Origin of the sequence: Streptomyces thermospinosisporus (assembly GCF_039526425.1) — a bacterium.
Taxonomy (GTDB): domain Bacteria; phylum Actinomycetota; class Actinomycetes; order Streptomycetales; family Streptomycetaceae; genus Streptomyces; species Streptomyces thermocarboxydovorans.
In genome coordinates, this window is the sequence record NZ_BAAAIZ010000019.1 from 1 (window position 1) to 25,568 (window position 25,568).

A 25,568-nucleotide genomic window follows, 5' to 3' on the forward strand; every position below is an offset into this window, starting at 1 on the left:
CCCGCCTGCCGGTCAGTGCCCGCCGACGAGTCCCCCGCCTGCCGGTCAGTGCCCGCCGACGAGTTCGCCGCTCAGCCGGTCGTGCAGGCGGGCGCTGGGATCGCTCAGGCCGGTGATCTCGACGGTTTTGCCGCGCTGGGCGTACTTGGTCTCGATGGCGTAGCGCGTGGCCGGTCTGCGGGCCCAGCTGGCCCGTGCCGAGGAGTTCGCCGCGACCCTCCGGGAGCACCTCGACCGCGCGGAGCGCGGCACGCGTCGGCAAGCGGCAACATTGCGGAGGGCGGCAACGTTGCGGACGGCGGCGCTTCTTCGGAGTGCGGCGCGACGGCGGAGGCATCTCCGGCCTGAGCCCGGCCGAGTCCCACTGAGCCGACGCATCGTCAGTTCCAGTCCGCCCGAAGCGATATGACCCGCGCCTCATCGGGAACGTGCGGCTCCTGTCCCTCCTCTTGCACGGCGACACAACCACCCCCCACCTGAGGAGGGATGCGCCGTGCGGACTCGTACGGGTATACGCAGGAACCCCGCAGGACCGGTGATCGCCGCTCTCGTCGCGGCGGGAGCCGTATGCGTGACACCGCTCTCCCCCGCCCACGCCGCGCCCGGCACCACCTCGGCCGATCTGCGGGTCGACACCGGCCGGGACGGACGCGTCGACGTCCAGGGCACCACGGACACCGCCGGTGAGGACTCCTGGTCCACCGGCCGGGGCGCGGTGATGCTGCCGAACATCGACGACGACACCAAGCGCTGCCGCACCAAGGACGCCAAGGGCAAGCCGCTGTCCGACGCCAGGCTGGCCGCCTGCAACGACGCCTCCGACACCAAGGTCAACGGCAGCGCGGACGCCGCCGACCTGGCGAGAATCCGGTCCGTACCGATGGCGAAGGTGCCGAAGGGCGCCCACGGCAGCCTGAAGGTGACCGCCGGGGCCAAGTACACCCGCCTCTTCCTCAAGCGGGGCGGGGCCTGGGTGCCGGTCACCGCGAAGACCCGGCTGACGCCCAAGGAGCTGCGCGCCGGCGTGGAGTTCGGGATCGAGGCCACCGACGTCATCCGCGATCCGAAGAAGTGGGACGGGCGGGCCGTGGTGCGGCTGACCGTGACCGCGGGCAAGCGGACCACCTCGGACCAGGTGACGTTGCGGGTGGCGCCGCTGCTGACCCACCACCACCTGCAGAAGGCGCAGCAGGTCATGGTCACCCGGGTGCCCGGCAAGGGCCAGTGGGAGCGGCTGCAGCAGAAGTTCGTGCGGGAGCTGGGCAAGGAGGTGAAGCGGGCCGGGATCAACCAGCCGCTGATCACCTTCGACAAGTACGGCGACCCCTGGGCGCAGGACTTCGTGGAGCCCGCCTATGTGAGCATGACCGGGCCGGGCGGCCGCCGGCAGGTGATGCGGGTGATGCTGCGCTCGGACCAGCGGGACCGCGAGGCGGGCCGGGAGCTGTTCGAGAAGGTCCGCGGCCGGAACGTGGGCGTGGTGCAGGCCTTCGACCGGTCCGGTCCCGAGGATTGGACGCTGAACTCCATGGGCAACCTGGAGACCATCCCGCCCTACGCGCACGCGGGCCGCTCCTATCCCGCGGGCCGGATCATCCAGGGCTGGCGCAAGGACACCGGGGAGAAGCCCTCGAAGGCCGTGCGGACCATGCTGAAGGCACAGGGGCTGCAGGATCCGCTGCTGCTGGACACCTCCTGGCTGAGCGTCGGGCACGTCGACGAGTTCGTGCAGTTCCTGCCCGCCGGCACTCCGCGCGGCTGGCGCATCGGCATCGCCGACCCGCAGGCCGGGCTGAAGCTGCTGCGCGACGCGCAGAAGGCGGGGCACGGGAAGACGAAGATGTTCTCCGTGCCGGGCATCAAGGGCCAGCCGGCGCCCAAGGAGACCATCGACAAGGCGCTCGCCTCCCGCCATCTGGTCGCCGACAACGAGATGGCGGCGCGGCGGATCGAGGCCAACCTGGCGATCCTCAAGCGGGAGACGGGGGTCACCGACGCCGAGGTGGTCCGGGTGCCCGCCCTGTACACGCGGGACGGCGAGGCGACCGACACGAGCGGCGACGAGGTGCCCGTGCCGCGGCTGACCCGGATGGGCGGCAAGGCCCCGCTGGTGGACACGCTGCGGGAGCGGGGCCAGCAGAGGTGGCTGGCCGGGCGGGACGGCGGCAAGGCCGCGAAGACGGTGATGACCAGCGCGTACGTACCGGGCGCGGTGAACGGCGTGGTGCTGGGCCCGGACCGGTATCTGGCGCCCCGTCAGTGGGGGCCGGTCGTCGCCGGCAAGGACATCTTCACCGAGGCCGTGAGCGCCGCGTACCGGCGGGCGGGGCTGAAGGTGTCGTACCTCGACGACTGGTACACCTACCACCTCGGCATGGGTGAGGTGCACTGCGGCACCAACACCCTGCGGGACGCCAACGCCGCCTGGTGGAAGGGGCGTTAGCGAAGGCCGCTTGCCGGAGGACTGCCTGCCGGGGTGGGCCCGGGTGGCCGGAGCCGGCCCGGGTGGCCGGAGCGGGATTCCGGCCGCCCGGTTCAGGACTCGGGGACGGCGGACAGCAGGCTGTGCAGCACCGGCCCGGCCGAGCCACTGCCCGTGACGCCCTCCTCGACCACGCAGGCCACGGCGACATTGCCGCGGTGGGCGACCATCCAGCCGTTGTTGTCCTGGTCGTCGGAGACCTCCGCGGTGCCGGTCTTGCCGCCGATCTCGCCGGGCAGGTCGGCCAGGATGCTCGCGGTGCCGTCGGTGACGGTGGCCCGCAGCAGCGCGCGCAGCTGGGAGACGACCTTGCGCGGCAGCCGGGTGGTGGCGGTCGTGTCCTTGGCACCTTCCACCAGCGAGGGCTGGTGGAAGGCCCCGGACACGGCCGTCGCCGTGACCGAGGCCATGATCAGCGGGTTGGCCTGGACGCGGCCCTGCCCGATCATCGACGCGGCCTTCTCGGTCTCGTCGCGCGGCGCCGGCACGGCGCCGTCGTAGGACGGCACGCCCACGTGCCAGCTCTGGCCGACCCCGAAGTACTTCTTCGCCACGTCCCCGAGCTCGCCGTCGCCGAGCCTGCCGCGCAGGCTGATGAAGGCGGTGTTGCAGGACTCGGTGAAGTCCTTGCGGAAGGTGGCGCCGCGGTGCTCGGAGGTCTCCACGTTCTGCCACTTCTTGCCCACGGTCAGGTGCTTGGGGCAGTCCACCACGTCGTCCGGGGCGACCGCGCCCTTCAGCAGCAGGGCGCTGCTGGTGACGATCTTCCAGGTGGAGCCGGGGGCGTAGGTGCCGGAGACGGCGCGGTTGAAGCCGGAGGCGGGGGAGTTGGCCACGGCGAGGATCTCGCCGTTGTCGATGCGCAGCGCGACCAGTGCGGCGTTCTTGCCGTCCGCCTCGGCCAGGGCGCGCTCGGCGGCGGACTGCCAGCCGGCGTCCAGGGTGGTGCGCAGCGGGCGTTCGGACTTGACGGCGGGCTTCCTGCCGAAGGCGGCCTCGGTGCGCACGGTGTCGCCGGTGGTGCGGTCGACGAGCAGCACGGCGCCGCGGGGTCCGCCGCCCGAGCGTGCGGCGAGCTGGGCGAGGACGGGGCCGAGGGAGGGGTGGGTCTCGCCGGAGAGGGTGTCGCCGTCGCGGTCGGTGGCCTCGACGGGCTCGCTCTCCTCGCGTTCCAGGCGGAACTTCTCCGTGCCGCTGAGCCTCGGGTGCACCAGCGACAGCTTCCAGTCCACCTTCCAGTCGCCGTCCTTCTGCTCGCGCAGCGGCAGCGCCGAGCTGTAGGTCCAGGTGCCGAGGCCGGTGATCGGCATACGGGCGGTGAAGGGGACGGTGACGGTGCCGTCGTCGCTCTCCTTCGGTGCCTTCGCGGTGAACTGCGGTTTCTCGATGCCGAGGCCGGAGGTGAAGCTGCCCAGGACCTGCCGGGCGCGGCCGGGGCTGGTGGTGCGGGCGGCGGCGGCCGGCAGCCGGCCCGCGGACCAGTCGGCGAGGAACGCGCGCGCCTGGGCCCCGGCCTCCGGGTCGGGGCCGTCGTCCGCGAAGGGTCCGATGCCGGCCACGTACGTGCCGCCCACCCCGAGGGCGGCGACCACCGCGACGGCGGTGAACGCCATCACCGCCCGGCGCGGGCGGCGGCGGCCGGGAGAGGTCCGGATGAAGTCGACTTGGGTGTCCATGCGCCGAGGACAGCAGGACGACCGGCCACCCGTCCAAGACCCATAGGAATCATGGATCGATAAACACTCGATATGATGACTGGTCGTGGACCTGGTGCGGCACCTGGAGTGCTTCGTGGCTGAGCCGGCCGGTGACGCCGGCGGGAGGACGCCGGTCCCGGCAGCGCCGGCGCCCTGACCGACCCGCATGTCATCGCCCGGCTCCGCGCCCTCGACCCGGCCCGCACCAATCGCAGCACCCCGCGCGAGATGACCCGCCTGCTCGCCGCCGTGTGGCGGGACGAGGCCGGCACCGCCGAGCACTGTGCGGCCACGCGGCGCCTGCTCGCCCTCCAGGTCTGGCCGCACCGGCTGGCCTCCGGCTTCCCCTTCGACGACGTGCACGTGGCGGGCAAGACCGGCACCCTGCCGACCGTGCGCAACGAGGTCGGCGTCGTCGAGTACCCGGACGGCGGCCGCGACGCGGTGGCGGTCTTCACCCGCACCGCCTCCCCGCCGCGACCCTCCCGGCGGCCGACGCGGTCATCGGCACCGCGGCCCGGCTCGCGGTGGACGCCCTGCGGGCGCGCCCGGCGACGGGCTGAAACGCGGGAAGGCCGGGGCCGGGCCCCGAGCTGCACACGTGGGGACGCGACGGCCCGTCCCGGCCTTCCCTCTGGCCGCAATCTGTCACGCCGCGGGCCGCGGCGCGCGCCGACCGCATCCGAACGGGGGCGGAGGCGGCTCGAGCCAACCGGGCCAACCGGGCCAACCCGGCCAGCCGAGCCGATCGACCCGATCAAGCCCCCACCTCGGGCGACGCTTCGTTCCGATTCCTCCCGGACATTCCGGGCGCTTTATTGCATTTCCTCGGCGATAATGAAGGCATGAGCACGGCAACGTATGAAGTACTGGCGATAACCCAGCAACAGCTGAACGTGTTCGCCGCTTTCATCGGCGGGCTGGTCGTGGCCCTCGCGCTGCTCTGGGCGGTCCGGGTCGGCATGCGGGTCATGGACAAGGACGTGCACCACCCCTCCCCCGAGGAACAACCGAAGATGCCGGAGGGCGGCCCGGTCCGCGAGGAACTGGAGGTCCGCGAACCGGACGAGGTGGTCGCCGCCGAGGACGGCAGGCGCCTCATGCCGTACGAGATCCATCAGTCGAGCACCAGGACCGGCAAGGACCAGAGCCGCAAGCGCTGGGCGCCCGGCTCCAGCGGTGGCTTCGGCAGCGGAGGCCCGGGGCACGTGTGATCACGTACGCCTGCGTACGGCCCCGCAGGGCCGTGTGCGACCCCTACTGATCCCAGGCCACCCCGGACTCTCGCATGCCCGGAACCGGGCTCGCCCCGGCGGACCCCGCTGCTCGCACCTGACGAGTGAGCCGTGCTCAACCCATTCCCATTCGCCCGACCCATTCGCCCGGCCCATTCGCCCGACCCATTCGCCCGACCCATTCGCCCGACCCATTCGCCCGACCCATTCGTCCGGCCCATGCGTCCGGCCCATGCGTCCGGGCCGACCGGGGGACGGGCCCCGGCCCCGCGCCACGCAGGTGGACGCGAGGCCGAGGCGGGCGGGAAGCGGGCCCTTTCACCTCACCGGAAGCGAGGGTGACCCTCAGCGGCCCAGCCAGGCCGTGGTGTCCGGGCCCAGGCGTCCGTCCTCCAGGGGCGCGCTGGTCAGCAGGACCTCGCCGGCCGGGAGGCTGACGGGCTCGCCGGACAGGTTGGCCACACAGCGCCAGCCGTCGCCGCGGTCGAACTGCAGCACACCCGGCGGCGTCTCCTCCGCCCAGCACAGCGTCTCGTCCTGCAGCAGCTTGCGGCGCAGCCGCAGGGCCGTGCGGTAGAGCTCCAGGGTGGAGCCCTCCACGCCGTCCTGCGCCTCGACGGAGTACCTGGCGAAGTACGCCGGCTGCGGCAGCCAGGCCCCGGACGGGCCGAAGCCGAACGACGGGCCCGTGGTGGTCCACGGCAGCGGCACCCGGCAGCCGTCGCGGCCCTTGCGGACCCGGCCGGTCTGCTCCCAGATCGGGTCCTGAAGCACCTCGGTGGGCAGATCGGCGACCTCGGGCAGGCCCAGCTCCTCGCCCTGGTAGACGTACGACGAGCCCGGCAGCGCCAGCATCAGCAGGGTGGCCGCGCGGGCCCGGCGCAGCCCGGCGTCCGGGTCGACGGCGGGGGCGTGGCCGCCGGACAGCAGCCAGGCGTTCTCGTCGGTGCCCGGCGGCAGCATCAGCCGGGAGGTGTGCCGGACCACGTCGTGGTTGGACAGCACCCAGGTCGCCGAGGCGCCGACCGCGTTCGCGGTCTCCAGCGACTCGGTGATCACCCGGCGCAGCGCCTGCGCGTCCCACGGCGTCTGGAGGTACTCGAAGTTGAAGGCCTGGCCCAGCTCGTCCGGACGGGCGTACAGGGCGCGGCGGGCGTCCGGCACCCAGGCCTCGGCGACGGCCATGCGGGGCGGGGAGTACGCGTCGAGGATCTTGCGCCAGTCGCGGTAGATCTCGTGCACCTCGTCCCGGTCGTAGAAGGGGTGGGTGCCGGGCGGGAACTCGGCGAGGGCGGTCGCGCTGCTCAGCTCAGGGCACCCGAGGTCGCGCAGCGGCTCGTCGAGGTCTTTGGCGAGACCGTGGGCGACATCGATGCGGAAGCCGTCCACCCCGCGGTCGGCCCAGAAGCGCAGGGTCGTGCGGAAGTCGTCGCGCACCTCCGGGTTGGCCCAGTTGAGGTCGGGCTGCTCGGCGGCGAACAGATGCAGGTACCACTGCCCGTCGGGCACCCGCTTCCAGGCGCTGCCGCCGAAGACGGACTGCCAGTCGGTGGGCGGCAGCTCGCCGTGCGCGCCGCGGCCGTCGCGGAAGACATAGCGGTCGCGGGCCGGGGAGCCGGGGCCGGAGCGCAGCGCCTCCTGGAACCAGACGTGCTGGTGGGAGGTGTGGTTGGGGACGATGTCGACGATCACCTTCAGGCCGAGGCGGTGGGCCTCGCGGACCAGGGCGTCGAAGTCGTCCAGGGTGCCGAGGCGGGGGTCCACCTCGCGCGGGTCGATGACGTCGTAGCCGCCGTCGGCCAGCTCGGACGGGTAGAAGGGGCTGAGCCACAGGGCGTCGACGCCCAGCGCGGCGAGATGGGTCAGGCGCCGGGTGATCCCGCGCAGGTCGCCCAGTCCGTCGCCGTCGGCGTCGGCGAAGCTGCGGGGGTAGACCTGGTAGATGACGGCCTGCCGCCACCAGTTCGGGTCACGGGAGGAGAGGTCGGGCGTGGCGTCGGGTGCGGGCTGGTGCGGCCGGGGGCCGGGAGTGACGGTGCGATCGGTCACGCGGTCTCCTCTGGGTATGTGCGGGTGACAGCGGAAATCTGTCCACACGGCAGTAAAGGTGAACACACCACCCGATCGATACCATTCCCACCCGGTGTCGGATACGTCCGCATACAGGACGTTCGCTTCCGGAATACGTGACGGGGCGGGCCTGACGTCCCGCGGTGTGGGGGCTCCCGGTGCCCTGACCGTCACCGGCCGCGCACGTCTGCGCCGCCGACCGTCATGGGATGCGCCTGCCTGCGCCCCTTGACCGCCACACGATGCGCCTGCCCGCGCCCCCGTTCATACGCTGCTGCCGGTCACCCGGTGTTGCCGGTCACCCGGCGTGGGGGGCCGTGCCCGTGCCCTCCACCGTTCCCAGGTAGAGCTTCACGTACCGCTCCACGTCCACCTCCAGCGCCACGTCCACCAGCGGCTGCTCCCGCGTGCCCTCGTGCAGCTCGGCCTCGCCGATGCGGGGCCTGCGGTCGACGACGGTCTGGCCGCGGGTGGGGCCGGGCGCCAGGGACACCTCGACGGGCAGCCGGTGCGTGACCAGCCCGTCCGGGTCGACGACGGCGCACACCGCGCCCGCGTCGCCGAGGCCGCCGGCGTCCTCCTCGGGGTCGTCCGGGCGGCTGCCCGGCGTCGCCGGGCGGTGGGCGAGCAGCTCACCGGCCAGCCGGGCGCCCGGTTCCGCGGCCGCGCGCAGCCGGCGCACATCGGCCGCCGGGACGACGACCCGGGTGAACACGTCCAGGCCGTACATGGTGGTCGGCACACCGGCGGTGAGCAGGATGGCCGCCGCCTCCGGGTCGTGCCAGACGTTGAACTCCGCCACCGGCGAGGCGTTCCCGGTGCCCGCCGCACCGCCCATGAACACGATCCGCTCGATGTTGCGAGTGACCTCGGGGTGGGTGCGCAGCAGCAGCGCGATGTTGGTGAGCGGGGCCGTCGGCACCAGGGTGACCGGGCGGGGCGAGGCCAGGATCTCCCGGCGCAGCAGCGTCACCGCGTCCACGTCGGCCGGGGTGCGCCGCGGGGCGGGCAGGCCGAGGTCGCCCATGCCGTCGTGGCCGTGGACGTGCCGGGCGGACCGCGACGGCTCGATCAGCGGCCGTTCGGCACCGCGGGCGACCGGGATCTCGGGCGCGCCGGCCTGCTCCAGCACGGTGAGCGTGTTGCGGACGACGCCGTCCACGTCGGTGTTCCCGGCCACGCAGGTCACCGCGCGCAGGTCGATCGCCGGGTGGCGTACGGCGAACAGCAGGGCCAGGGCGTCGTCGACACCGGTGTCGCAGTCGATGATGACCGGGATGGGCTGACCGTACGTCACCTCGGGCTCCCTCACGCTGCCGTGGGCCACTGACTGCGTCGACCTTACGCGCTGCCCCCGGAGGACGCCCCAGGCATCCGGCCTGCTGCCCCCGAGGCGGTCGCCGCTCACCGGCGTCCGCTCACCGGCGCCCGCTCACCCACTCGGACCGCCGCGCTGGTGGGACGGCCGGACCGGTGGTGCCGTGGGAGCAAACACCTGATCTTGCTCCCCAGGAGGCACCGCGATGACCCCTGCCCCGGCCGCCGCCGCCCGTGCCCTCGCCGCCTCCGCGCTGTCACTCACCGCGCTGCTGACCACCGCCGCCTGCACCGCCGAGGACCGCAGCAGGGCCGGTCTCCCCGCCGGCGTCGCGGACGAGACGACGGCCACCGCCTCCCGCTCCCCCGCGGGCAAGCAGCCCTCCGCCGCGCCGCCCGCCGGTCTGAACGAGGCGCAGGCGCGGGCGGCGCTGATCACCGAGCAGGACCTGGGGGAACCGTGGGTGCCGACGCGAGGCGTGGCGACCTGGCGGGACGGACTGCTCAAGGCGCGGGTCGAGGACGACGCCGCGCCCTGCCGGAAGCTGATGGACGTGCTCTACACCGAGGAGCTGTTCGGCACCCCGGCCGGCCCCCGCGCCGTGATCACCCTCGACGACGCCTACGACGGCAGCCAGCTCCGCTACCAGGTGGCCGCCTTCCGCCCCAAGGACGTGGACCGCACGCTTCGGTGGCTGCGCACCATGCCGGAGGTCTGCGGGGAGTTCGCCGCGCGCACGGCACGGGCCGGGACCCAGGGCGTCGAGGTCGAGGAGCTGGAGCTGCCGGGGGCCGGGGACGCGCGGGCGGCGGTCCGGGTCACCATGACCGGAGAGACGGAGGACGGGGAGCCGACCTACCTCACCGTGGACCTCGCCGCCGTACAGGTCGGCGAGGACACCGTCACCCTCACCAACGGCGGCTACGGCGAGGTCGCGCCCGACGTCACGCAGGGAGTGGTGAAACTCGGCGCGGAACGCCTGGCCGAGATCCGCCGCCAGGCCCGCCTCGAGGTCTGACCGCCCGCGCTCTCCGTTTCTCAGCCCTGCCGCTCCATCCCCTCCACGGCCTCCTTCGCCTCGGCCAGTCCCGCCCCGGTGGCCTCCCCGGTACACCCGTACACCTTGATCGCCTGCACCTTCCTGCCCTCCCGCAGCAGCCCGGCAGATGATCGCCTGCACCTTCCTGCCCTCCCGCAGCAGTCGGGCGATCTCGTCCCGCACTCGGCCCAGCCGATCACTCAATACGCGTCGAACCGCCTGCGGTGCGCCACCACGTCCCGGGCCACGTCGAGAGCCGTACGGCCGTAGGCGAAGGCGTCGCCGCGCAGCCGGGCCAGAGCCTCGTCCGCGCCCACGCCCAGCTGGGCCATGATCATGCCGACGGCCTGGTAGATCGTGTCGTGCTCGGCGGCGAGCCCGCTCAGCCAGGGTTCGCCGCTCCCGAGGTCGTACTCCTCGCCGTGCGGCAGCGCCATCAGCGCGACGGTCATGACACCGGCGACCAGCAGGGCGATGCGCACCTGCTCCTCCCCGAGGCCGCCGGGCGTGGCACGGTAAAGATCCAGGGTGCCGACACAGACGGCCTCGCTGCCGAGGGGCAGCACATGCACCGCCCGCACCCCGGCGGCGAGGGCCTGCTGCACGAAGACGGGCCACCGGTCGGTGTACGGCGGCACGGCGAGGTCCGCGACGAGCACGGGCGCGCCGGTCTCCAGCGCCTGACGGCAGGGGCCATCGCCCAGGGTGGCCTGCAGCTGGGCCAGATGCGCGGCGTGCGGGCTGCTCGCACAGAGCTGCACCGGCATGCCGTCGCTGCGCAGCGACACGCTCGCCCCGTCCACGGGCAGCAGCTCCACGGCGACCGCGCACAGCCGCCCCGGCACCTCCCCCGGCGGCACCCCGCGCACCCCTTCGGCGATCGCCTCCGCCGCCTGCTGATACCCCGGGCCACCGGGGTCGCGGGCGCGGCCCGGTCCGGGTCCGCCGCCAGGGTCGTCCCCCGACCGCAAGGCCACCGCCTCCCTCACAACGCAGCCGAAACGTGCCCCGACTACCCTCCCGGGCCCGGCCGAAACCGAACCGCCTGGACGGCCGCCTGTGCGATGTCTCCGCCGGGCACCGGGCGGGCCCGGCTGCCTCGCTCAGCCGGCAGTCAGCGGGCGCACCATCGTGGCGTAGACCGGTGCGTCCGGGAACGGCCGCTGGTCTCCGGCGTTGCGGTACCCCCAGCTCTCGTACAGGGCCTTGACCTTGGCGTGGGCCGGCTCCACCAGGAGCGTGACCCGCTCCTCGGGGCGGCCGGCCAGCAGCGCGGCCCCGGCACCCCGCCCGTTCACACCGGCGGCTGAGCGGGCGCCGGGCCCAACGTGGTGGTGCCCGGGGTGGTGCGGTGGCCGAGGCCGGTGCGGTAGGCGTCGAGGGCTGCTTCGATGCGGCCGGTGCGGCGCAGCAGGTCGCCGAGGAGGCGGCACAGGTCGGCCAGGTCGCCGGCGGCGCCCGCGCGTTCCAGCAGGCTCATGGCGCGGACGTAGTGCTCCTCGGCGCCCTCGGTGTCGCGGGCGTCCTCGGCGATGATGCCGAGCAGGCGGTGCGCGGCGGCGGCGTGGACCGCGCCCCGCTCGGGGGAGAGCTTGCCGAGGACGTCGCGCAGCAGCTCCGCCGCCTCCGCCGAGGCGCCGCGCCGGTGCAGCACGTCCGCCAGCTCCACGGTGACCTGGCTGCTGTAGAGGGCCGCGCGGCGGGCGGAGAGCATGGTCAGCGCCTCGCGCAGCTCCGCCTCGGCGCGTTCCAGTTCGCCGTTCTGGGCGTGAACGTAGCCGCGCATCCAGTGGCAGTTGGCGAGTTCGGTGCGCAGGTGCAGGCCCCGGTACAGCTCGGCCGCCTTCGCCAGGGAGGCGTCCGCCTCGGCCAGCCGCCCCTCGGCGAGGAGGGTGCGCGCCACCGACCGGTGCATGCGGGCCACCAGCGCCGGGTCGCCGGACTGCGGGGCGAGCGCCAGGGCGTACTCCGCCGCCTGGGCGGCGCGGGCGTGCGCGCCCATGTCCATGTACGGCCCGATCACGCTCGCGTAGAGCAGGAGCAGCGCGTCCGGGTCGTGCAGTCCGCCGCGGTTGAGCTCGTCGAGGGCGGACTCCAGCAGGTAGACGGCGTAGCGGAGTTCACCGGCGAGGTAGTGGGCCACCGCCCGGCCGCGCAGGGCCGGGACCCGTGCGGGCAGCGGGGCGTCGGCGAGGTGCTGCTCGGCCCGCTCGAAGTACTCGCGTCCGGCGCCGAGTTCGCCGGTCTCCAGGGCGCACTCGCCGAGCCCCAGCAGGGCCGCCGCCTGCTCCTCGGCCAGCCCGTGCGTCTCCGCCTCCGCCAGCAGCGCGGTGTACTGCTCCACCGCCGCCTCCGCCTCACCGGCGGCGAGGCTGCGCTGCGCCTCGGTCAGCCGCAGCCGCAGCTCGGTGACGAGCCGGGCGGGGCGTCCGGTGGCCAGTTCGTCGAAGGCGACCCCGAGGCGCACGGCGAGATGCCGCAGCGCCTCGTCGGAGGGCCGCACCCGGCCGGCCTCCAGCGTGGAGATGTAGGCGGGCGTGTACTCCGGCTCCGCCAGCTGTCTCTGGGTCAGTCCGCGCTCCACCCGCAGCTGCTGCACCCTGCGTCCGATGGTCTCCGGATCGTCACGCTTCCCCACCGCCAACTCCCCTTGTGCCCCTTGCCGTTCGAGTCCCGAGGCCCCTACGTTAAACGACTAATTAAACGTGCTTAACCCACCGCTGTTGCGAGGTCGCCGTGCTGGACCGTATACGCACCGCCGAGCGTTACACCCGCAGCGCTGCCGCGGCCGTGACCGCGGTCGCCGCGCTGGTCCTGGCCGCCTACGCGGGCCCCGCCAAGGCCCACACCGACAGCCGCCCCGACGTGCAGGGGCAGGCCACCGCCCCGGCGGCGGACGCGATGAGAACGGCGGCGCGCTAGCGGACGGGGCAGCGGCAGCGGTGTGCGTGACCATCAGCGCGGAAGCGCCCTGCGCAGGGCCGCGTGCAGGCGCCCGGCCAGCACCTCGTCGGCGGGTCTGCTGCTGCCGAACAGGGGCCCCAGCTGAGCCATGAAGGTCTGGGTGAACGCCCCGTACAGCGGGGTCCTCGGACGGTGCACGGCCTTCTCCAGGGCGGGCAGCAGGATGTTCCGCCGGTAGTGGGCGCGTTCCTTCTCGTCGAGCTGCCCCTGGTCGTCGTCGCCCTCGCTGGTGGGGGACGCGGACGGCTTCCCCTGGTCCGTGACGCACCGCACCGGCTTCTCGTACACCGAGGTGCGCGTCGCCGCGAACCCCGCGTCGAGCAGGCATTTCTCGCTCTCCCGGCTGGTGAGGAACTCGATCAGCTCGGTCGCCTTGCGGGCCCGCTGCGAGCCCTGGGTCACCGCCAGGTTCTGCCCGCCGAGCACCGCCCGCCCGGGCAGCGGAGCCACCTTGAGCTGCCCGTCGTCGAAGGTGCGCAGCAGCGTCGGGTACACGTACGGCCAGTGCCGCAGGAAGGCGGTGCGGCCCTCGACGAAGTCGCTCAGCGAGGCCGCCTCGTCGGACTTGTAGGCGTCCTTGAGGGTGTACGGCAGGTCGGCGCGCCGGCGCAGCTCCGCGATCCCGGCGGTCAGACCGTCCACGGTGCCCGTGTAGCTGCCGTCCTCGTCGACGAGGTCGAGGTCCGGCACGGCCGTGGCGAAGGCCTCCATCGCGTTGACCGTGCGGCCCTCGTAGGCGTCGAGCTGGGTCGTCCAGCCCTTGTCGTAGGCCTTCTTCTCCTCGCCCTCGAGGTTGCTGTCCAGGGTGTCGATGACGTCCCGCAGGTCCTGCCAGGTGGTGTTCTCGTCCAGTTCGGCGGGGCGGACGCGTGCCTTCTTGAGGTAGTCGTGCCGGTAGTAGAGCAGGCCGACGTCGCTGTTGAAGGGTGCCGCGTACACCTTCCCGTCCCACCACGCCGTCTCGGCCACGGACGGGATGACGTCGTCGTCGACCAGCTTCCCGGGCAGCGGGCGGATCAGCCCGGCGGCGGCGAACTCCGGCACCCAGGTCACGTCCAGGTTGACCACGTCGTAGTCGGCGCTGCCGGACTGCAGGGCGCCGAGCAGCTGGCTGCGCTGCTCGTCGGCGCTGCCGGGCAGCTCCACAAGCCGGGCGCTGAAGCCGGTCTGCCGTTGCCGGGCGTTCCACTCGTCGATGAGCTGCTGGCGGACGCCGTTCTTGCCGGTGACGTCCCGCCCGCTGGCCACGATGATGACGCCCTCCTCGTCCTTCGCGGAGGTCGCCGCCGGTCCCGCCCGCCCGTCGTCCGCGCCCCCGGTGCAGGCGGCGAGCAGCAGCAGCGCCAGCACTCCGGCCAACCGCCTGATCATCACTCCTCCCCCGTTCCGGTCCTTCACTCCTCCCCCGTTCCGGTCCTTCACTCCTCCCCCGTTCCGGTCCGGGCGACCTCGTCGTACAGGGCCGCCCCCAGGTCGTCACGGTTGTCCAGGCAGCGCCCGCCGCTGGCGTCGGCGATCACCCGGTCCGGGCGGTCCTCGTCGCAGGCGCCGCTCGCCAGCGACACCACGGTCACCGGCACCCCGCTCTCGCGCGCCGCGTCCCGCACCTGCTTCAGCCTCTTGCCGGTCAGCCGGGTGTTGTCCTCGCCGTCGGTGATGTGCACGATCAGCCGCGGCCGGCCGTCGTCCCCGCGCCGCTTCATCTCGGCGAACGCGTCGAGCAGCGCGGCGCCCGGATCGGCCTCGGCGTCCTTGACCCGGGCCTGGGTGCGGATCGTGTGCTCGGCGTCGGTCCGCCGGTGCGAGGTGGACGGCAGCAGCGTCTCGTGGTTGCGTTCGCCGAGGCCGGCCACCGACCACACGCCGTACTCGTCCGCGCCGCCGAGTCCGCCGAGCGACTGCCGCAGCAGCCCGGGCCCGCCGCTCGGGCCGTCCCACGGCCCGGCCATCGACCAGGAGCTGTCCAGCAGGAACAGCACCCTGCCGGGCCCGCCCACCGTCCGGTAGGCGGTCAGCGCCTGCTCCATCGCCCGGCGCCCGGCCGACTCGTCCAGCGGGGCGGGCACCCGCAGCACCCCGTCGACGTCCGCCGCCTCGTCCAGCAGCTGTCCGCTCTGTGCCGAGCGGAAGCCGAACCGGGCGAACACGGCACGTCCCTCGTCACCCGCCAGCCACGCGTGGAAGGCGGCGACCGCCCCGTCGCGGGCGCCGCGGTCCTCGTCGCCGTCGTGCCAGCGGACCCGCACGAACAGCGGCTCCACACCCGGTACGTCCTCCGGGTACTGGGCCATCCGCGGGATCCGGGTGGTGTGCTCGCAGTCGACGCCGCTGCGCATCAGGAACTCGGGGACCAGCGCCGCGGTGCGGTCGTCCACCGCGGGGGAGGCGGGCAGCGTGCACATCAGGTCGTCCGCGGTGGGCGCGGGCGAACCCGGCTGCGCCACCAGACGCTCCCCGCGAGCCGCACCCCGGGCCCCCTCGCCGTACAGGCCCACGGTGGCGAGCAGGCCCACGGCGCTGTGCTCCGGGTCGGGGCGGCGCACCTCGGCGCTGTCGTCCCGCTCCTTGAGGTCCTCGATCATCTGGTTCAGCGGCAGGTCCATGCGCTCCTGCGTGGCCTCCGCGGCGAGCTGCTGCGGCACGGCCAGCACGACCGGGGAGTACGCGAGCGGCTCCTCGTCCGGGCTGAGCGCGGCCACCGCGTCGGAGTCCTGGCCCGCCTGCACCCGCCCCACGTCGGCGCGGGAGGCGGGGATCCAGATGTCCGGCTGCGGGCCGATGTCCCGCTGCGGGTTGGTCTCCTCGTTCAGCGGCTCCTGCCAGATGCCGCTCTGCGCGCGCAGCGCGGTCACCACGTCGGAGGCGCCGGCGCTGTAGACGGTGATGCCGCTGCGCCGGCAGCCGTCGTCGGTGGTGTTCGCCTCGGAGGTGAGATACGCGTCGGCTTCGGCCCGGATCGTCTCCTGCAGATCCGGGTCGGTCAGCACGCGCAGCTCCGTCGGCGGGGTGCAGTGCGTCTCGTCTCCGTACAGCAGGTTGGTCAGGGCGCGCCCGCCGAAGCCGATCAGCGTCAGCGCGAGGACCAGCGGGAGGACCCCGCGGGTCATCGTCCGGCGCCACGACCCCCGGCCGCCGCCGTGCCGGGGCCTCCTGCCCGTGCTACCGCCGGTACCCCCGCCGGTACCGCTGCCGGTACCCCCGCCGGTACCGCTGCCGGTGCCCCCGCCGGTACCGCTGCCGGGGCCGCCCAGCAGCCGCTCGAGCCAGGCGCGCAGCCGGCGCAGCAGCCGCCGGTACCAGGGCTCGTGCGGCGGTGGTGGCGGCGGCGGAGGGGGCGGAGGCGGCGCCACGCGGTCCGTCGCCGCGAGCAGCACGTCCTCCCCCGACTTCGCCCGGTCCTGCGGCTCCCACGGCTCCGGGCGCAGCGTCCTGCGCCCCCGCATCCGCTCCCGCAGCTGCTCGGGAAGCTGCGAGAACCAGACCTCCCCGCCCTGCTCCAGCAGCTGCACCAGCTGCTCGGTGTAGGGCGTCGGCGTGTCCGGGGCGCCCGCGTCGATCCGGTTGTTGGCCTGCACGCTCGCCAGCAGCAGCACCCGGTCGTGGTCGGCGAACGCCTCCCAGACCCGCCCCGCGTTGCCCGCGAAGCAGCAGTCCAGGATGACCACGATCCGCTTTGCCTTGCCCGAGGCGAGCATCGTCAGCACGGAACTGAGCTGGTCCGCGCCGAGGAACACCGCCGGCCCGCCCGCGACCACACGGGCGTTGCGCCACTGCAGGAACAGCTCCTCGCCGCCGCTGGGGATGGCGGCATGCCCCGCGAAGTAGAACAGCAGCACCCCGTCGGCCTCGTCGACCGCGGAGAACAGCGCGGAGTGGAACTCGTCCTGCACCGGCGAGTGGACGACCTCGATGTCCTCCTCGCCGAAGACCTTGCCCCCGGCGAGCGCCGCCTTCAGCCGGAGCACGTTCTCCCTGACCGCCGGGAGGTTCCCGGGCACGCCCTGCGGCTGGTCGGCGTGGAGGTACTCGGACACACCGACCAGCACCGCCCGGTTCTGCAGCCCGCGCGGATCGAGGCGATTCACCGGCCTACCTGTCGTCGACGTCCACCGGTTCGACGGAGTCGCTCGGTGGGTCCCCGCTCTCGACGGTTCTCCGGTTCTCCTTCCAGGCCGCCACGGCCTTCTTCACCTGCACCACCAGCTCGGCCACGGCCACGCCGGCGGCCGCGTTGACGAGTGTGATGAGGATGTCCGTGCCCAGACCCATCGGGGCACCGGACTCGTCGGTCCTCGGGCGCTCCTCGATCCGCAGCGCGCCCTTGCGCATCAGTTCCTCGAGCAGCCGCTCCCGCTCCAGCCAGCTGCGCAGCGCCGGAAGGTCGCTCTCGCTCGCGGGTCCGTCCAGTCGTACTCGAATCCCCTGCTTGGCCACACCATCCCCCTCAGCCATAACTCACCATCATGGCACCGCTGTTGCTCACGGGGGAGAGTCAGGACGTACCGAGATCAACCAACTCGGATGCCGCTGTCCTGCGCGTTCCCGCGTCCGCGGGTCCTCCGGGGCATTACGGCTCTCTTTGTCTCTGCGCTCCCCGTGCTCCCCGGCGTTTCCGCGTTTCCCTGTGCTCTTCCGCTCCTTGACTTGCCCGCGGGCCCCGGCAGGTGTGACCTGGAAGGCGAGGCGGACGGGGGGCGACGTGGAAGGAGCACCCTCATGGCTCACGCGGCACCGAGGCCCCGGACCACCGGACGGCGGCCCACCGGCACACCGGACCTCTTCAGCGAACGCACCCACGCGATGGCCCGCATCGGCACGGCGGTCGTGCTCGGCCTGATCTTCGGCTTCTGGGCGGCGGCCAACGCGCGCTACGGCGGCCCCGTCACCGGCTGGAACCTCCTGCTCGGCTTCGTCTCCGCGGCCGCGTTCATCGTGGTCTACCTGGCCCTTCTGGCCATCGGCCCGAGGCTGCCGAGGGAGCTGCACGCGGCGGCCTGGGGCGCCTTCACGGGCTGCGCGGTCGGCTTCCTGGTCAGCCAGTCCCACGCGAGCATCCTGCGCTCCACCTGGCTCGGCCTGATCTCCGGCGCCGGCCTCGGACTGCTGCTCTTCTACGTCTACTACTCGCGCGAGGACGCCCGGGGCGGGCGGGCGAGCCGCGAGGTCGCCCGGGGCGGGCTGGCGAGCCGCGAGGTCGCCGGGAGCTCCGCCGAAATCGCCCAGGGTTCCCGTGAGGAGGCCCCGGGCCCGCACCCGAGCCGCGGCTGAAATTCACCCGTTCGGGTGAACTTCGGGCAGCTGGCGCCTCGCGCCGGACCGACCGGGGGCTGGAGGGGGCCCGACCAGGCCCCCCCCGACCGCCCCGACCCGGACCGACCGAGGCTGACGGGGGCCGACCGGGACCGCCCCGGACCGCCCCCGGACCCACCGAGGCTGACGGGGAGCCGACCAGGACCGCCCCGGATGGACCAGCCACCGGTCCGACCCGGTCCGGGCCGAGCGCACGGCAGGGGGCCACCCCCGCCGAGCGCACCGCACGGGCTGCCCGGACTCCCGGCCACCCGTCCGTATGCGCACCGCTCGCGGGCGGGACCCAGGGCGCCTTGCCTGGAAGGGTGCCCCGCAGCGACCGACGACCCGGACCCGAGCGCCCGCCGCTCGCGCGGCTGCGTGACGCGCTGGCGGCGGCGCTGATCGCCCTGGCGTGCCTGCTGGCACCCTGCGGCGCGCTCGCGGCCTGGGCGGCCTACGGGCTGGCCGACACCGGACGGTACGTCAGGACGGTGGCCCCGCTGGCCGCCGACCCGGCCGTGCGCGAGGCGGTCGCGGACGCCGTCGGCGACGGCGTCGTACGGGAGCTGGAACCCGGGCCGATGCGGCAGACCGTCGGACCGTTCCTCCAGGACGCGGTCCGCTCGTTCACCCGCACCGATGCGTTCGGCACGGCGTGGGAGGCGGGGAACCGGGTGGTGCACGGGGCGGTGCTGCACGCCCTGCGCGCCGAACGGCCCGCGCCGGGCCCGGTGACGGTCGACCTCGCGCCCGTCGTCGTCCGGGTGAAGCAGAAACTCGCCGACGATCACCTGCCGTTCGCGCACCGCATCCCGGTGTGGCACACCGAGATCCCGGTACTGCCCGCCGAGGACGTGGCCGGACTGCGGAAGGGATACCTCGTGCTGGACACCGCCGCCCGCTGGCTGCCGCTCGCGGCCGTCGCCCTCGCCGTCACCGGGATCGCCGTGGCCGCGCGCCGCCGCCGGGCCCTGACCGCCGCCGGCCTCGGCACGGCCCTGGGCGGCGGACTGCTGGCCCTGGCCGTGGCCCTCGGCCGCCATCTGACGCTCACCGACCTGCCCGACCCCGCCTACCGCCCGGCTGCCGCCGCCATCTACGACGCCCTCACCGAGACCCTCCGCACAGCGTCCTGGCTCCTCCTGGCCCTCGGCCTCCTGGTAGCCCTGGCTTCCTGGTTCACCCCCCGCCGCCACACCCCGGCGCCTCCGGGGACCCCCACCCCCGCCTCCCCAACCTCCTCCCGCACCAACGCCTGACCCGCCCGACCGCCCCACCCACCCGCACCACGAACAGCGAGCCCCCACCCGCACCACCCACACCCACCCGACCACCACGCCACCCCACCGCACCACCCCCGCCCACCGGACCGCCATGCCGCCGCCACCGCACCACCCCCACCCAGCCGACCACCATGCCGCCCCTATCGCACCCGCACCCGCCGACGGCGAGCACGCCCCACAGGGGCCACCCGCACCCGACGACGCATGCTGCACGGGTGGTGCGGGCGGGAAACACACCACGCCGAAGGCGCAGCCGAGGCGTGCCCCAGCCACCCCGACCGGCAGCCGAGGCGGCCCCAGCCACCCCGACCCGCAGCCGAGGCGTCTCACAGCAACCCCGGCACCCCCACCCCCGTCTAACACTCCGTGCGCGTCAAAACCTCGTTCGCAGTCCTCCTCCTCGCCCCCACCACCGCCCTCCTCGTCTGCCGCCTCGCCGACACCGACGCCCTCACCCCCGCCCCCCAGCTCCTCGCCTTCCTCCCCTGGCTGCTGGCCCCCGTCGCCACCGCCCTCCTCCTCAGCGTCCTCGCCCGCTGGTGGCCCGGCACCGTCTGGGGCCTCGCCCTCCTCGGCCTGCTCGCCTGGTACATCGAGCCGTACGGCAAGTCCGCCGACCCCACCGGCCGCCCCGTCGCCTCCTTCCGCGTCCTGACCTCCAACGTGGAGTTCGGCCGGGCCACCCCCGCCCTGATCGACGCCGTACGCCGCCACACCCCGGACCTGGTCTTCGTCCAGGAATGCGAGTACACCTGCGACGCCGCGCTCAAGAGGGAACTCTCCGCCGCCTACCCGCACCGCGTGGCCGACCCCGGCGGCGGCTCCGAGGGCTCCGTCATCCTCAGCCGCCGCCCCCTCCGCCCGACCCCCGGCGTCAAGGCCACCATGGGCATGCCCGGCGCGATCGCCGACATCGACGGCCACTCCGTACGGCTCCAGCTCGCCCACCCCATGCCCCCGATCCCGGGCCAGACCGGCCTCTGGCAGCGCGAACTCGCCCGCCTGCGCGACCTGGCCGCTGCCGACCGCACCACCCCCACCGTCATGGCCGGCGACTTCAACGCCTCACAGGACCACGCCGCCTTCCGCGCCCTGCTCGACACCGGCCTCTACGACGCCGCCCGGCTCACCGGCCACGACCGCACCCCGACCTGGCCCAGCCGAACCACCCCCGCCTTCGGCGCCCAGATCGACCACGTGCTGGTCACCGACGACTTCACTGCGACCCGCACCCGCTTCCTCGACCTTCCCGACACCGACCACCGCGCCCTGCTCACCGACCTCACCCTGCACGACACCCGCTGACCCACCCTGCCTCCGCCCCGCCCCGCCCCGCCCCCCGCACCGGCACCGGCACCGGCACAAACGGAACGGGCCGCCCCCACAAGGGAGACGGCCCGAGAACCGGCCGAACCTCACACGCGAAGCTCACACGCCTCCGGTCAGCGCGCGGAAGCCTTCTGCAGCGCCTTGTCCAGCGCCTTGGCGAACGTTCTGCAGCGCCTTGTCCAGCGCCTTGGCGAACGTTCTGCAGCGCCTTGTCCAGCGCCTTGGCGAACCCGTTCGCCCACAGCTGGTCCACCCGCGCCCGCTCGGCGGAGTTCGGGTAGGCGTTGGTGCAGGACGGGCCCGGGCCTCCGCCCGACATCAGCTCGCTGCACGGCCCCTGGTAGTGGTCCGGCAGCCCCAGGACGTGCCCGGTCTCGTGCGCCGTCACGCGCGTCGAGTCGTAGGCCTGGTTCTGCTGGTAGTCGAGGACTCACACGCCGATGTCCCGCCCGTCCGCGCGCCACACCGCGACCACCGCGGGCCGGACGATGCGCCCGGGCCCGTCGGGCCAGGTGCTGGCCGGGTTCTCCACCGTCGCGCCGTCCACCTCGCCCGGGTGCTGCACGGCCACCAGCACTCGCCGGTCCTGCACGACCGGACCGCAGGTCTCCGCGCCGGCCGGCACCGTCAGGAACTGCTTGAGCTCACCACGCCGGGGGCCGCTGGTGGCCACGCCGAACAGGCCGTCGTGGGAGCCGAGGGCGCTGCCGTCGGTGGAGATCCACAGGTTGCCGTGGGCGTCGAAGGCGAGGTTGTCCGGGCAGGAGACCGGGCTGACGGAGTCCTTGGGGAAGCCGGCGAAGTAGGTCGCCGGGTCCTCGGGGTCGCCCGCGACCAGGAACAGCGACCAGGCGAACCGGGTGCTCTCCGGCCGGTTCCGGCGCTCGGTCAGCTCCAGGACGTGGCCGTGCTTGTTGGCGTTGCGCGGATTGGCCTCGTCCGCCTTCGGGCCGGCGCCGGTGCCGCGGCTGGAGTTGTTGGTGAGGGAGACATAGACCTTGCCGGTGGCCGGGTTGGGCTCGATGTCCTCGGGCCGGTCCATCTTGGTGGCGCCCACCTTGTCGCCGGCGAGCCGGGTGAAGACGAACACCTCCTCGGCGGTCATGCCCGCCACGTGCGAGACGGCCCCGTCGGCGGTGGCGGTGGCCAGCGGGATCCACTCCCCGCTGCCGTCGAACTCCCCGTCCTCGGGCAGCCGGCCCGAACCGTCGATCTCGATCGCGGGCGAGTCGCCGGTCAGCCGGGCCACGTACAGCGTCCCCTCGTCGAGCAGCGTGAGGTTGTGCTCGCGCGCCCGGCGGCTGGTGCCGTGCCGCATCCGCTTGCTGCTGACGAACTTGTAGAAGTAGTCGAAGCGCTCGTCGTCCCCGGAGTACACGACCGGCCGCCCGTCGTGCGTCAGCCGCACGGTCGCCGCCTCGTGCTTGAACCGGCCGAGCGCGGTGTGCTTGCGCGGCGTGGAGGCGGGGTCGTACGGATCGAACTCGACGACGTACCCGAACCGGTGCACCTCGTTGGGCTCCCGCGCCAGATCGAACCGCTGGTCGAACCGCTCCCACTTGCGCTCGGTGGCGCCGGTGCCGATGCCGTACCGCTTGTCGGTGTCACGGCTGCCGTGGGCGAAGTACTGGTTGAAGTTCTCCTCGCCGTGCAGGGTCGTGCCCCACGGGGTGGTGCCGCCGGAGCAGTTGTTGAGGGTGCCGAGCACCCGGGTCCCGCTCGGGTCGGCGGATGTCCTGACCAGTTCCGACCCGGCAGCCGGACCGGTGAGCTCGAACTCCGTCGTGGCGGTCACCCGCCGGTTGAGGGGATGCCGGGGGACCGGTGTCAGTTTTCCCGTCCTGCGGTCCTCCTCCACCACGACCGCCGACAGCCCGTGCGCCGCCCAGGCGATCTCCACCTGCTCGCGGGTGGGGTGGTCGGGGTCGTAACCCCGGAACATCAGGATCTCGTCCGTGTACTCGTGATTGGCCACGAGCAGTCGGCGCCCGCGCTCGCCGCGCAGCGGCAGCAGGGCGAGGAAGTCGCAGTTGTACCCGAACTGCCCGGCCTGTGCCTTCGCGGTCTGCTTCTCCGGGTCGAAGGCGGGCGCGCCGCGCAGGATCGGCTCGCCCCAGCGGATGACGACGTTGTGCCGGTAGCCCTCGGGGACGGTGACGGCATCGGTGGTGTTCGGCGGCACGGGTGTGAACCGCAGCCCTCGCGCGCCCTCCGCCTTCCCCTTCACGCCCCAGGCGGCACCCGCACCCGGGGCCGCCGGCCCTCCCTCGGCCGCCCTCGCTCCCGGAGGCGCCACCGCGCCCCCGGCCATCCCGGCCCCGGCCACGGTCACGACGGCCGCGGCCCGCATCACCGACCGCCGGCTCAGCGCCCCTACGATCACATCGCCGGCGTACTCGTTGGAGCTGGTGTTGGGCACCTCGTGGAAGCAGGCGTCACCACACCGGTAGCGACAGGTGAGGGCGGACCGGCCGCCGGGGTGCGAACCGGACAGCGTTCCGATCAACGGCAGCAGCTTGCGCACAGTTCTCTCTCCTTGGTGCCCGTGGTGTCAGCGCGACGCTAGGAGCACATATGTGCGGCAGCCGGGCGGCCGGGCGAACGCCGGGTGAATCCGCGGCAGCGAAAGAGAAGTTGAGCAGTGCGGCGACAGAGGCCCGGGCGAGGCCGAATACGGCCCTTGACAGAGCTTGGCCGGGACACCCCGACCCTGCCCAAGATCGCCCACACGGGCCGCTAACCTTACGTGTCCGTCCTGGCCAGGGATCGACGGGCATCAACTCACGCGAAGGGGTGCGCACATGGGCATTCTCACCTACCTGCGGAACGCGTTCGGCCGGTCACGCAAAGCGAGGTCCACCGAAGCGGAGGCTGCGGCTCAGTCCGCCGCACCCCAGACGACCCAGCCCGAGACCGAGTCTCCCGCCGCCCCGAAGGTGCCCTCCCCCTCCACGGAACCGACCCCGGCGACGGCGACGGTCCCGGAGCCCCGCGAGGAGCACGATCTGGTCGCGGCCGCCTTCGACAAGGCCGCGGTCCCCTCCCAGACCCGCACGACCAGGTCCGAGCCGGCGGTCACCGAGAAGACGGAGACCAGGCGCGAGGCCGAGGCCACTGGGAAGGCCGAGGCCCCGACCACCGAGAAGGCCGAGACCGCGACCACCGAGAAGGCCGAGACCGAGCCGGCCCCGGAGGCGGAGCCGGAGTCCGCCAAGAAGGCCGAGCCCCAGGCCCCCACGGAGGCCTCTACGGAGGCAGCTGCCGAGGTGTCGACGAAGGCCGAGACCGAGGCCGACGCGACCGCCGGCACCACCACCGAGGCCGAGCCCGAGGCCGCAGCCGACACGACCGCCGAGGCCACGCCCGAGGCCGAGCCCGAGGCCGCAGCCGACACGACCGCCGAGGCCACGCCCGAGGCCGAGCCCGAGGCCGCAGCCGACACGACCGCCGGGGCCACGCCCGAGGCCGCCCCGCAGGTCGAGCCGGCGGTCACCGCCAAGGGCGAGCCCGAGGCCGCAGCCGCCGAAGCGGCCACCGCGGCCGAGCCCAAGGCTGCCCCGGAGGCGGAGGGCGAGACCGTCAAGGCGACCGAGGCCGAGGCCACCGCCGACGCCTCCGCGAAGGACGTCCCGGACGCCGAGCCCAAGGCTGCCCCGAAGGCGGAGACCGAGGCCGTCACGGCGGCTGAGCCCCAGGCCACCACGGACGCTGCCCCGAAGGCCGAGCAGGAGTCAGCAGCCGCTGCAGCCCCGACGCCGACCGACCAGGAAGCCAAGCCGGAGGCGAAGGCCGAGCCGACGCCCGAAGCCGAGCCGACGCCCGAAGCCGAGCCGACGCCCGAAGCCGAGCCGACGCCCGAAGCCGAGCCGAAGGCCGAGGCGGAGCCCGAGGCCAAGCAGTCCCCCAAGTCGGAGCAGTCCGCCGAGCCGAAGGCGGCGGCCTCCAAGCCGGCGAAGAAGACGGCCTCGAAGCCCAAGACGGCACCGAAGACGAAGGACAAGCCGGCCGAGCCGCAGGCGGAGGCCCCGAAGGCGGAGCCGGTCGCCGCAGCCGCCGACGGCGAGACCCCGCAGGTGTCACCCGCACCCGAGATCCCCGCCGCCCTCACCACCGCCTACACCGCCGCAGCCCAGGCCCTCGCGGACGCGAACCTCACCGACGCCCGCGCCCGCGTCTACCTCGTCCTGGACCGCTCCGCCTCCATGCGCCCGTACTACAAGGACGGCTCCGCACAGGCCCTCGCCGAGCAGACCCTCGCCCTCGCCGCCCACCTCGACCCCGACACCACCCCCGGTGACGGTGACGGCGACGGCCCCACCGTCAAGGTCGTCTTCTTCTCCACCGAACACGACGGCACCGGTGAGCTGACCCTCACCGACTTCGAGAACAAGATCGACACCCTGCACGCCGGCCTCGGCCGCATGGGCCGCACCAGCTACCACGCGGCCGTCCAGGAGGTCCTCGCCCTGCACGACAAGACCCGTGCCTCCAAGAAGACCCCCGCCCTGGTGATCTTCCAGACGGACGGCGCCCCGGACGCGAAGACCCCGGCCACGCAGGCTCTGACGGAGGCCGCGAAGACCCACCCCTCGGTCTTCTTCTCCTTCGTCGCCTTCGGCGACCCCGAGAACAAGGCGTTCGACTACCTCCGCAAGCTCAAGACCCCGAACACGGCCTGCTTCCTCGCCGGCGAGTCCCCCCGGGAGCTCACCGACAAGGAGCTCTACGACGGCGTCCTCGCCTCCTGGCGCCCCTGAGCCCCAGCAGCCACCTCCGTATCACCACCCCCACCCCCGGGCCCCCGCTGCCCTGCCCTGCCCCTCCCCCCTCCCTCCTCCATCCCACCCCGTAAAACGGGC

Annotated in this window: 19 protein-coding genes and 2 pseudogenes; 9 read left to right on the top strand and 12 right to left on the bottom strand. The window is 73.7% G+C overall.

Annotated features, from left to right (window positions below; translation table 11 throughout):
- Positions 1-45: 45 nt before the first annotated feature.
- Positions 46-252, bottom strand: coding sequence for a hypothetical protein (locus tag ABD207_RS08200; RefSeq protein WP_344011314.1), 207 nt, complete (start codon positions 250-252; stop codon positions 46-48).
- A gap of 241 nt (positions 253-493) precedes the next feature.
- On the opposite strand from ABD207_RS08200, the gene ABD207_RS08205 reads away from it, so the two are divergent.
- Positions 494-2,443 (top strand): protein-arginine deiminase domain-containing protein, encoded by a 1,950-nt coding sequence (locus ABD207_RS08205; protein WP_425580653.1) that lies wholly within the window; start codon positions 494-496, stop codon positions 2,441-2,443.
- 92 nt (positions 2,444-2,535) lie between these two features.
- Here ABD207_RS08205 and ABD207_RS08210 read toward each other — a convergent pair whose 3' ends face one another.
- Positions 2,536-4,158 (bottom strand): penicillin-binding transpeptidase domain-containing protein, encoded by a 1,623-nt coding sequence (locus ABD207_RS08210; RefSeq protein WP_344011215.1) that lies wholly within the window; start codon positions 4,156-4,158, stop codon positions 2,536-2,538.
- Positions 4,159-4,299: 141 nt separating this feature from the next.
- On the opposite strand from ABD207_RS08210, the pseudogene ABD207_RS08215 reads away from it, so the two are divergent.
- Positions 4,300-4,742: pseudogene (locus tag ABD207_RS08215) on the top strand (serine hydrolase); the annotation flags it as partial.
- 282 nt (positions 4,743-5,024) lie between these two features.
- The gene (locus tag ABD207_RS08220) at positions 5,025-5,393 is read left to right on the top strand and encodes a DUF6479 family protein (protein WP_344011216.1); all 369 of its coding nucleotides are present in this window, start codon (positions 5,025-5,027) and stop codon (positions 5,391-5,393) included.
- Between the two features lie 366 nt (positions 5,394-5,759).
- Here the strand turns inward: ABD207_RS08220 and ABD207_RS08225 are convergent, their stop codons facing one another.
- Positions 5,760-7,463, bottom strand: coding sequence for a glycoside hydrolase family 13 protein (locus ABD207_RS08225; RefSeq protein WP_344011218.1), 1,704 nt, complete (start codon positions 7,461-7,463; stop codon positions 5,760-5,762).
- Between the two features lie 319 nt (positions 7,464-7,782).
- On the bottom strand, positions 7,783-8,781 hold the full coding sequence (locus tag ABD207_RS08230) for a nucleoside hydrolase (RefSeq protein WP_344011220.1): 999 nt from the start codon (positions 8,779-8,781) through the stop codon (positions 7,783-7,785).
- Positions 8,782-9,007: 226 nt separating this feature from the next.
- On the opposite strand from ABD207_RS08230, the gene ABD207_RS08235 reads away from it, so the two are divergent.
- Entirely contained in the window at positions 9,008-9,820 is an 813-nt protein-coding gene (locus ABD207_RS08235; protein ID WP_344011221.1) for a hypothetical protein, read from the top strand.
- A 221-nt stretch (positions 9,821-10,041) separates the two neighbouring features.
- On the opposite strand, the gene ABD207_RS08240 is transcribed toward ABD207_RS08235, so the two are convergent.
- The 3 genes from ABD207_RS08240 to ABD207_RS08250 form a co-directional block, all read right to left on the bottom strand.
- The gene (locus ABD207_RS08240; protein ID WP_344011222.1) at positions 10,042-10,818 is read right to left on the bottom strand and encodes a GAF and ANTAR domain-containing protein; all 777 of its coding nucleotides are present in this window, start codon (positions 10,816-10,818) and stop codon (positions 10,042-10,044) included.
- 126 nt (positions 10,819-10,944) lie between these two features.
- On the bottom strand, positions 10,945-11,139 hold the full coding sequence (locus ABD207_RS08245) for an N-acetyltransferase (protein ID WP_344011223.1): 195 nt from the start codon (positions 11,137-11,139) through the stop codon (positions 10,945-10,947).
- Positions 11,136-12,479, bottom strand: coding sequence for a helix-turn-helix domain-containing protein (locus ABD207_RS08250; RefSeq protein ID WP_344011225.1), 1,344 nt, complete (start codon positions 12,477-12,479; stop codon positions 11,136-11,138). Before ABD207_RS08250 ends, ABD207_RS08245 begins: the two co-directional genes overlap by 4 nt.
- 98 nt (positions 12,480-12,577) lie before the next feature.
- Here ABD207_RS08250 and ABD207_RS08255 point away from each other — a divergent pair, with 98 nt between their 5' ends.
- Positions 12,578-12,763 (top strand): hypothetical protein, encoded by a 186-nt coding sequence (locus ABD207_RS08255; protein WP_344011227.1) that lies wholly within the window; start codon positions 12,578-12,580, stop codon positions 12,761-12,763.
- A gap of 33 nt (positions 12,764-12,796) precedes the next feature.
- Here the strand turns inward: ABD207_RS08255 and ABD207_RS08260 are convergent, their stop codons facing one another.
- From ABD207_RS08260 to ABD207_RS08270, 3 genes are read right to left on the bottom strand one after another with little or no spacing between them, the layout of a single operon-like run.
- A complete protein-coding gene (locus ABD207_RS08260; RefSeq protein ID WP_344011229.1) occupies positions 12,797-14,176 on the bottom strand; it encodes an extracellular solute-binding protein in 1,380 nt (459 codons plus the stop codon).
- Positions 14,177-14,223: 47 nt separating this feature from the next.
- Positions 14,224-16,890, bottom strand: a complete 2,667-nt coding sequence (locus tag ABD207_RS08265) for a vWA domain-containing protein (RefSeq protein WP_344011231.1) — start codon at positions 16,888-16,890, stop codon at positions 14,224-14,226.
- 4 nt (positions 16,891-16,894) lie between these two features.
- Positions 16,895-17,257 (bottom strand): hypothetical protein, encoded by a 363-nt coding sequence (locus ABD207_RS08270; RefSeq protein WP_344011233.1) that lies wholly within the window; start codon positions 17,255-17,257, stop codon positions 16,895-16,897.
- A 264-nt stretch (positions 17,258-17,521) separates the two neighbouring features.
- Between ABD207_RS08270 and ABD207_RS08275 the strand changes: the two genes are divergently transcribed.
- The 3 genes from ABD207_RS08275 (at position 17,522) to ABD207_RS08285 (ending at position 20,685) form a co-directional block, all read left to right on the top strand.
- Complete coding sequence (locus ABD207_RS08275; protein ID WP_344011234.1) at positions 17,522-18,073, top strand: hypothetical protein; 552 nt, start codon at positions 17,522-17,524, stop codon at positions 18,071-18,073.
- Positions 18,074-18,420: 347 nt separating this feature from the next.
- Positions 18,421-19,356: a hypothetical protein gene (locus tag ABD207_RS08280; protein WP_344011235.1), complete on the top strand. Its 936-nt coding sequence runs from the start codon at positions 18,421-18,423 to the stop codon at positions 19,354-19,356.
- A 390-nt stretch (positions 19,357-19,746) separates the two neighbouring features.
- A complete protein-coding gene (locus tag ABD207_RS08285) occupies positions 19,747-20,685 on the top strand; it encodes an endonuclease/exonuclease/phosphatase family protein (protein WP_344011236.1) in 939 nt (312 codons plus the stop codon).
- Positions 20,686-20,896: 211 nt separating this feature from the next.
- Here the strand turns inward: ABD207_RS08285 and ABD207_RS08290 are convergent.
- Both ABD207_RS08290 and ABD207_RS08295 read right to left on the bottom strand, forming a co-directional pair.
- A pseudogene (locus ABD207_RS08290) lies at positions 20,897-21,136 on the bottom strand (snapalysin family zinc-dependent metalloprotease); the annotation flags it as partial.
- 3 nt (positions 21,137-21,139) lie between these two features.
- The gene (locus ABD207_RS08295; protein ID WP_344011237.1) at positions 21,140-23,233 is read right to left on the bottom strand and encodes a PhoX family protein; all 2,094 of its coding nucleotides are present in this window, start codon (positions 23,231-23,233) and stop codon (positions 21,140-21,142) included.
- A 277-nt stretch (positions 23,234-23,510) separates the two neighbouring features.
- Between ABD207_RS08295 and ABD207_RS08300 the strand changes: the two genes are divergently transcribed.
- A complete protein-coding gene (locus ABD207_RS08300) occupies positions 23,511-25,466 on the top strand; it encodes a VWA domain-containing protein (RefSeq protein ID WP_344011238.1) in 1,956 nt (651 codons plus the stop codon).
- Positions 25,467-25,568: the final 102 nt, after the last annotated feature.

Excerpts from the sequence above, each read along its gene's own strand:
- ABD207_RS08270 (WP_344011233.1), bottom strand. The coding sequence starts at position 17,257 with ATGGCTGAGGGGGATGGTGTGGCCAAGCAGGGGATTCGAGTACGACTG.
- ABD207_RS08220 (WP_344011216.1), top strand. The coding sequence starts at position 5,025 with ATGAGCACGGCAACGTATGAAGTACTGGCGATAACCCAGCAACAGCTG.
- ABD207_RS08275 (WP_344011234.1), top strand. The coding sequence starts at position 17,522 with ATGGCTCACGCGGCACCGAGGCCCCGGACCACCGGACGGCGGCCCACC.
- ABD207_RS08210 (WP_344011215.1), bottom strand. The coding sequence starts at position 4,158 with ATGGACACCCAAGTCGACTTCATCCGGACCTCTCCCGGCCGCCGCCGC.
- ABD207_RS08300 (WP_344011238.1), top strand. The coding sequence starts at position 23,511 with ATGGGCATTCTCACCTACCTGCGGAACGCGTTCGGCCGGTCACGCAAA.
- ABD207_RS08235 (WP_344011221.1), top strand. The coding sequence starts at position 9,008 with ATGACCCCTGCCCCGGCCGCCGCCGCCCGTGCCCTCGCCGCCTCCGCG.
- ABD207_RS08260 (WP_344011229.1), bottom strand. The coding sequence starts at position 14,176 with ATGATCAGGCGGTTGGCCGGAGTGCTGGCGCTGCTGCTGCTCGCCGCC.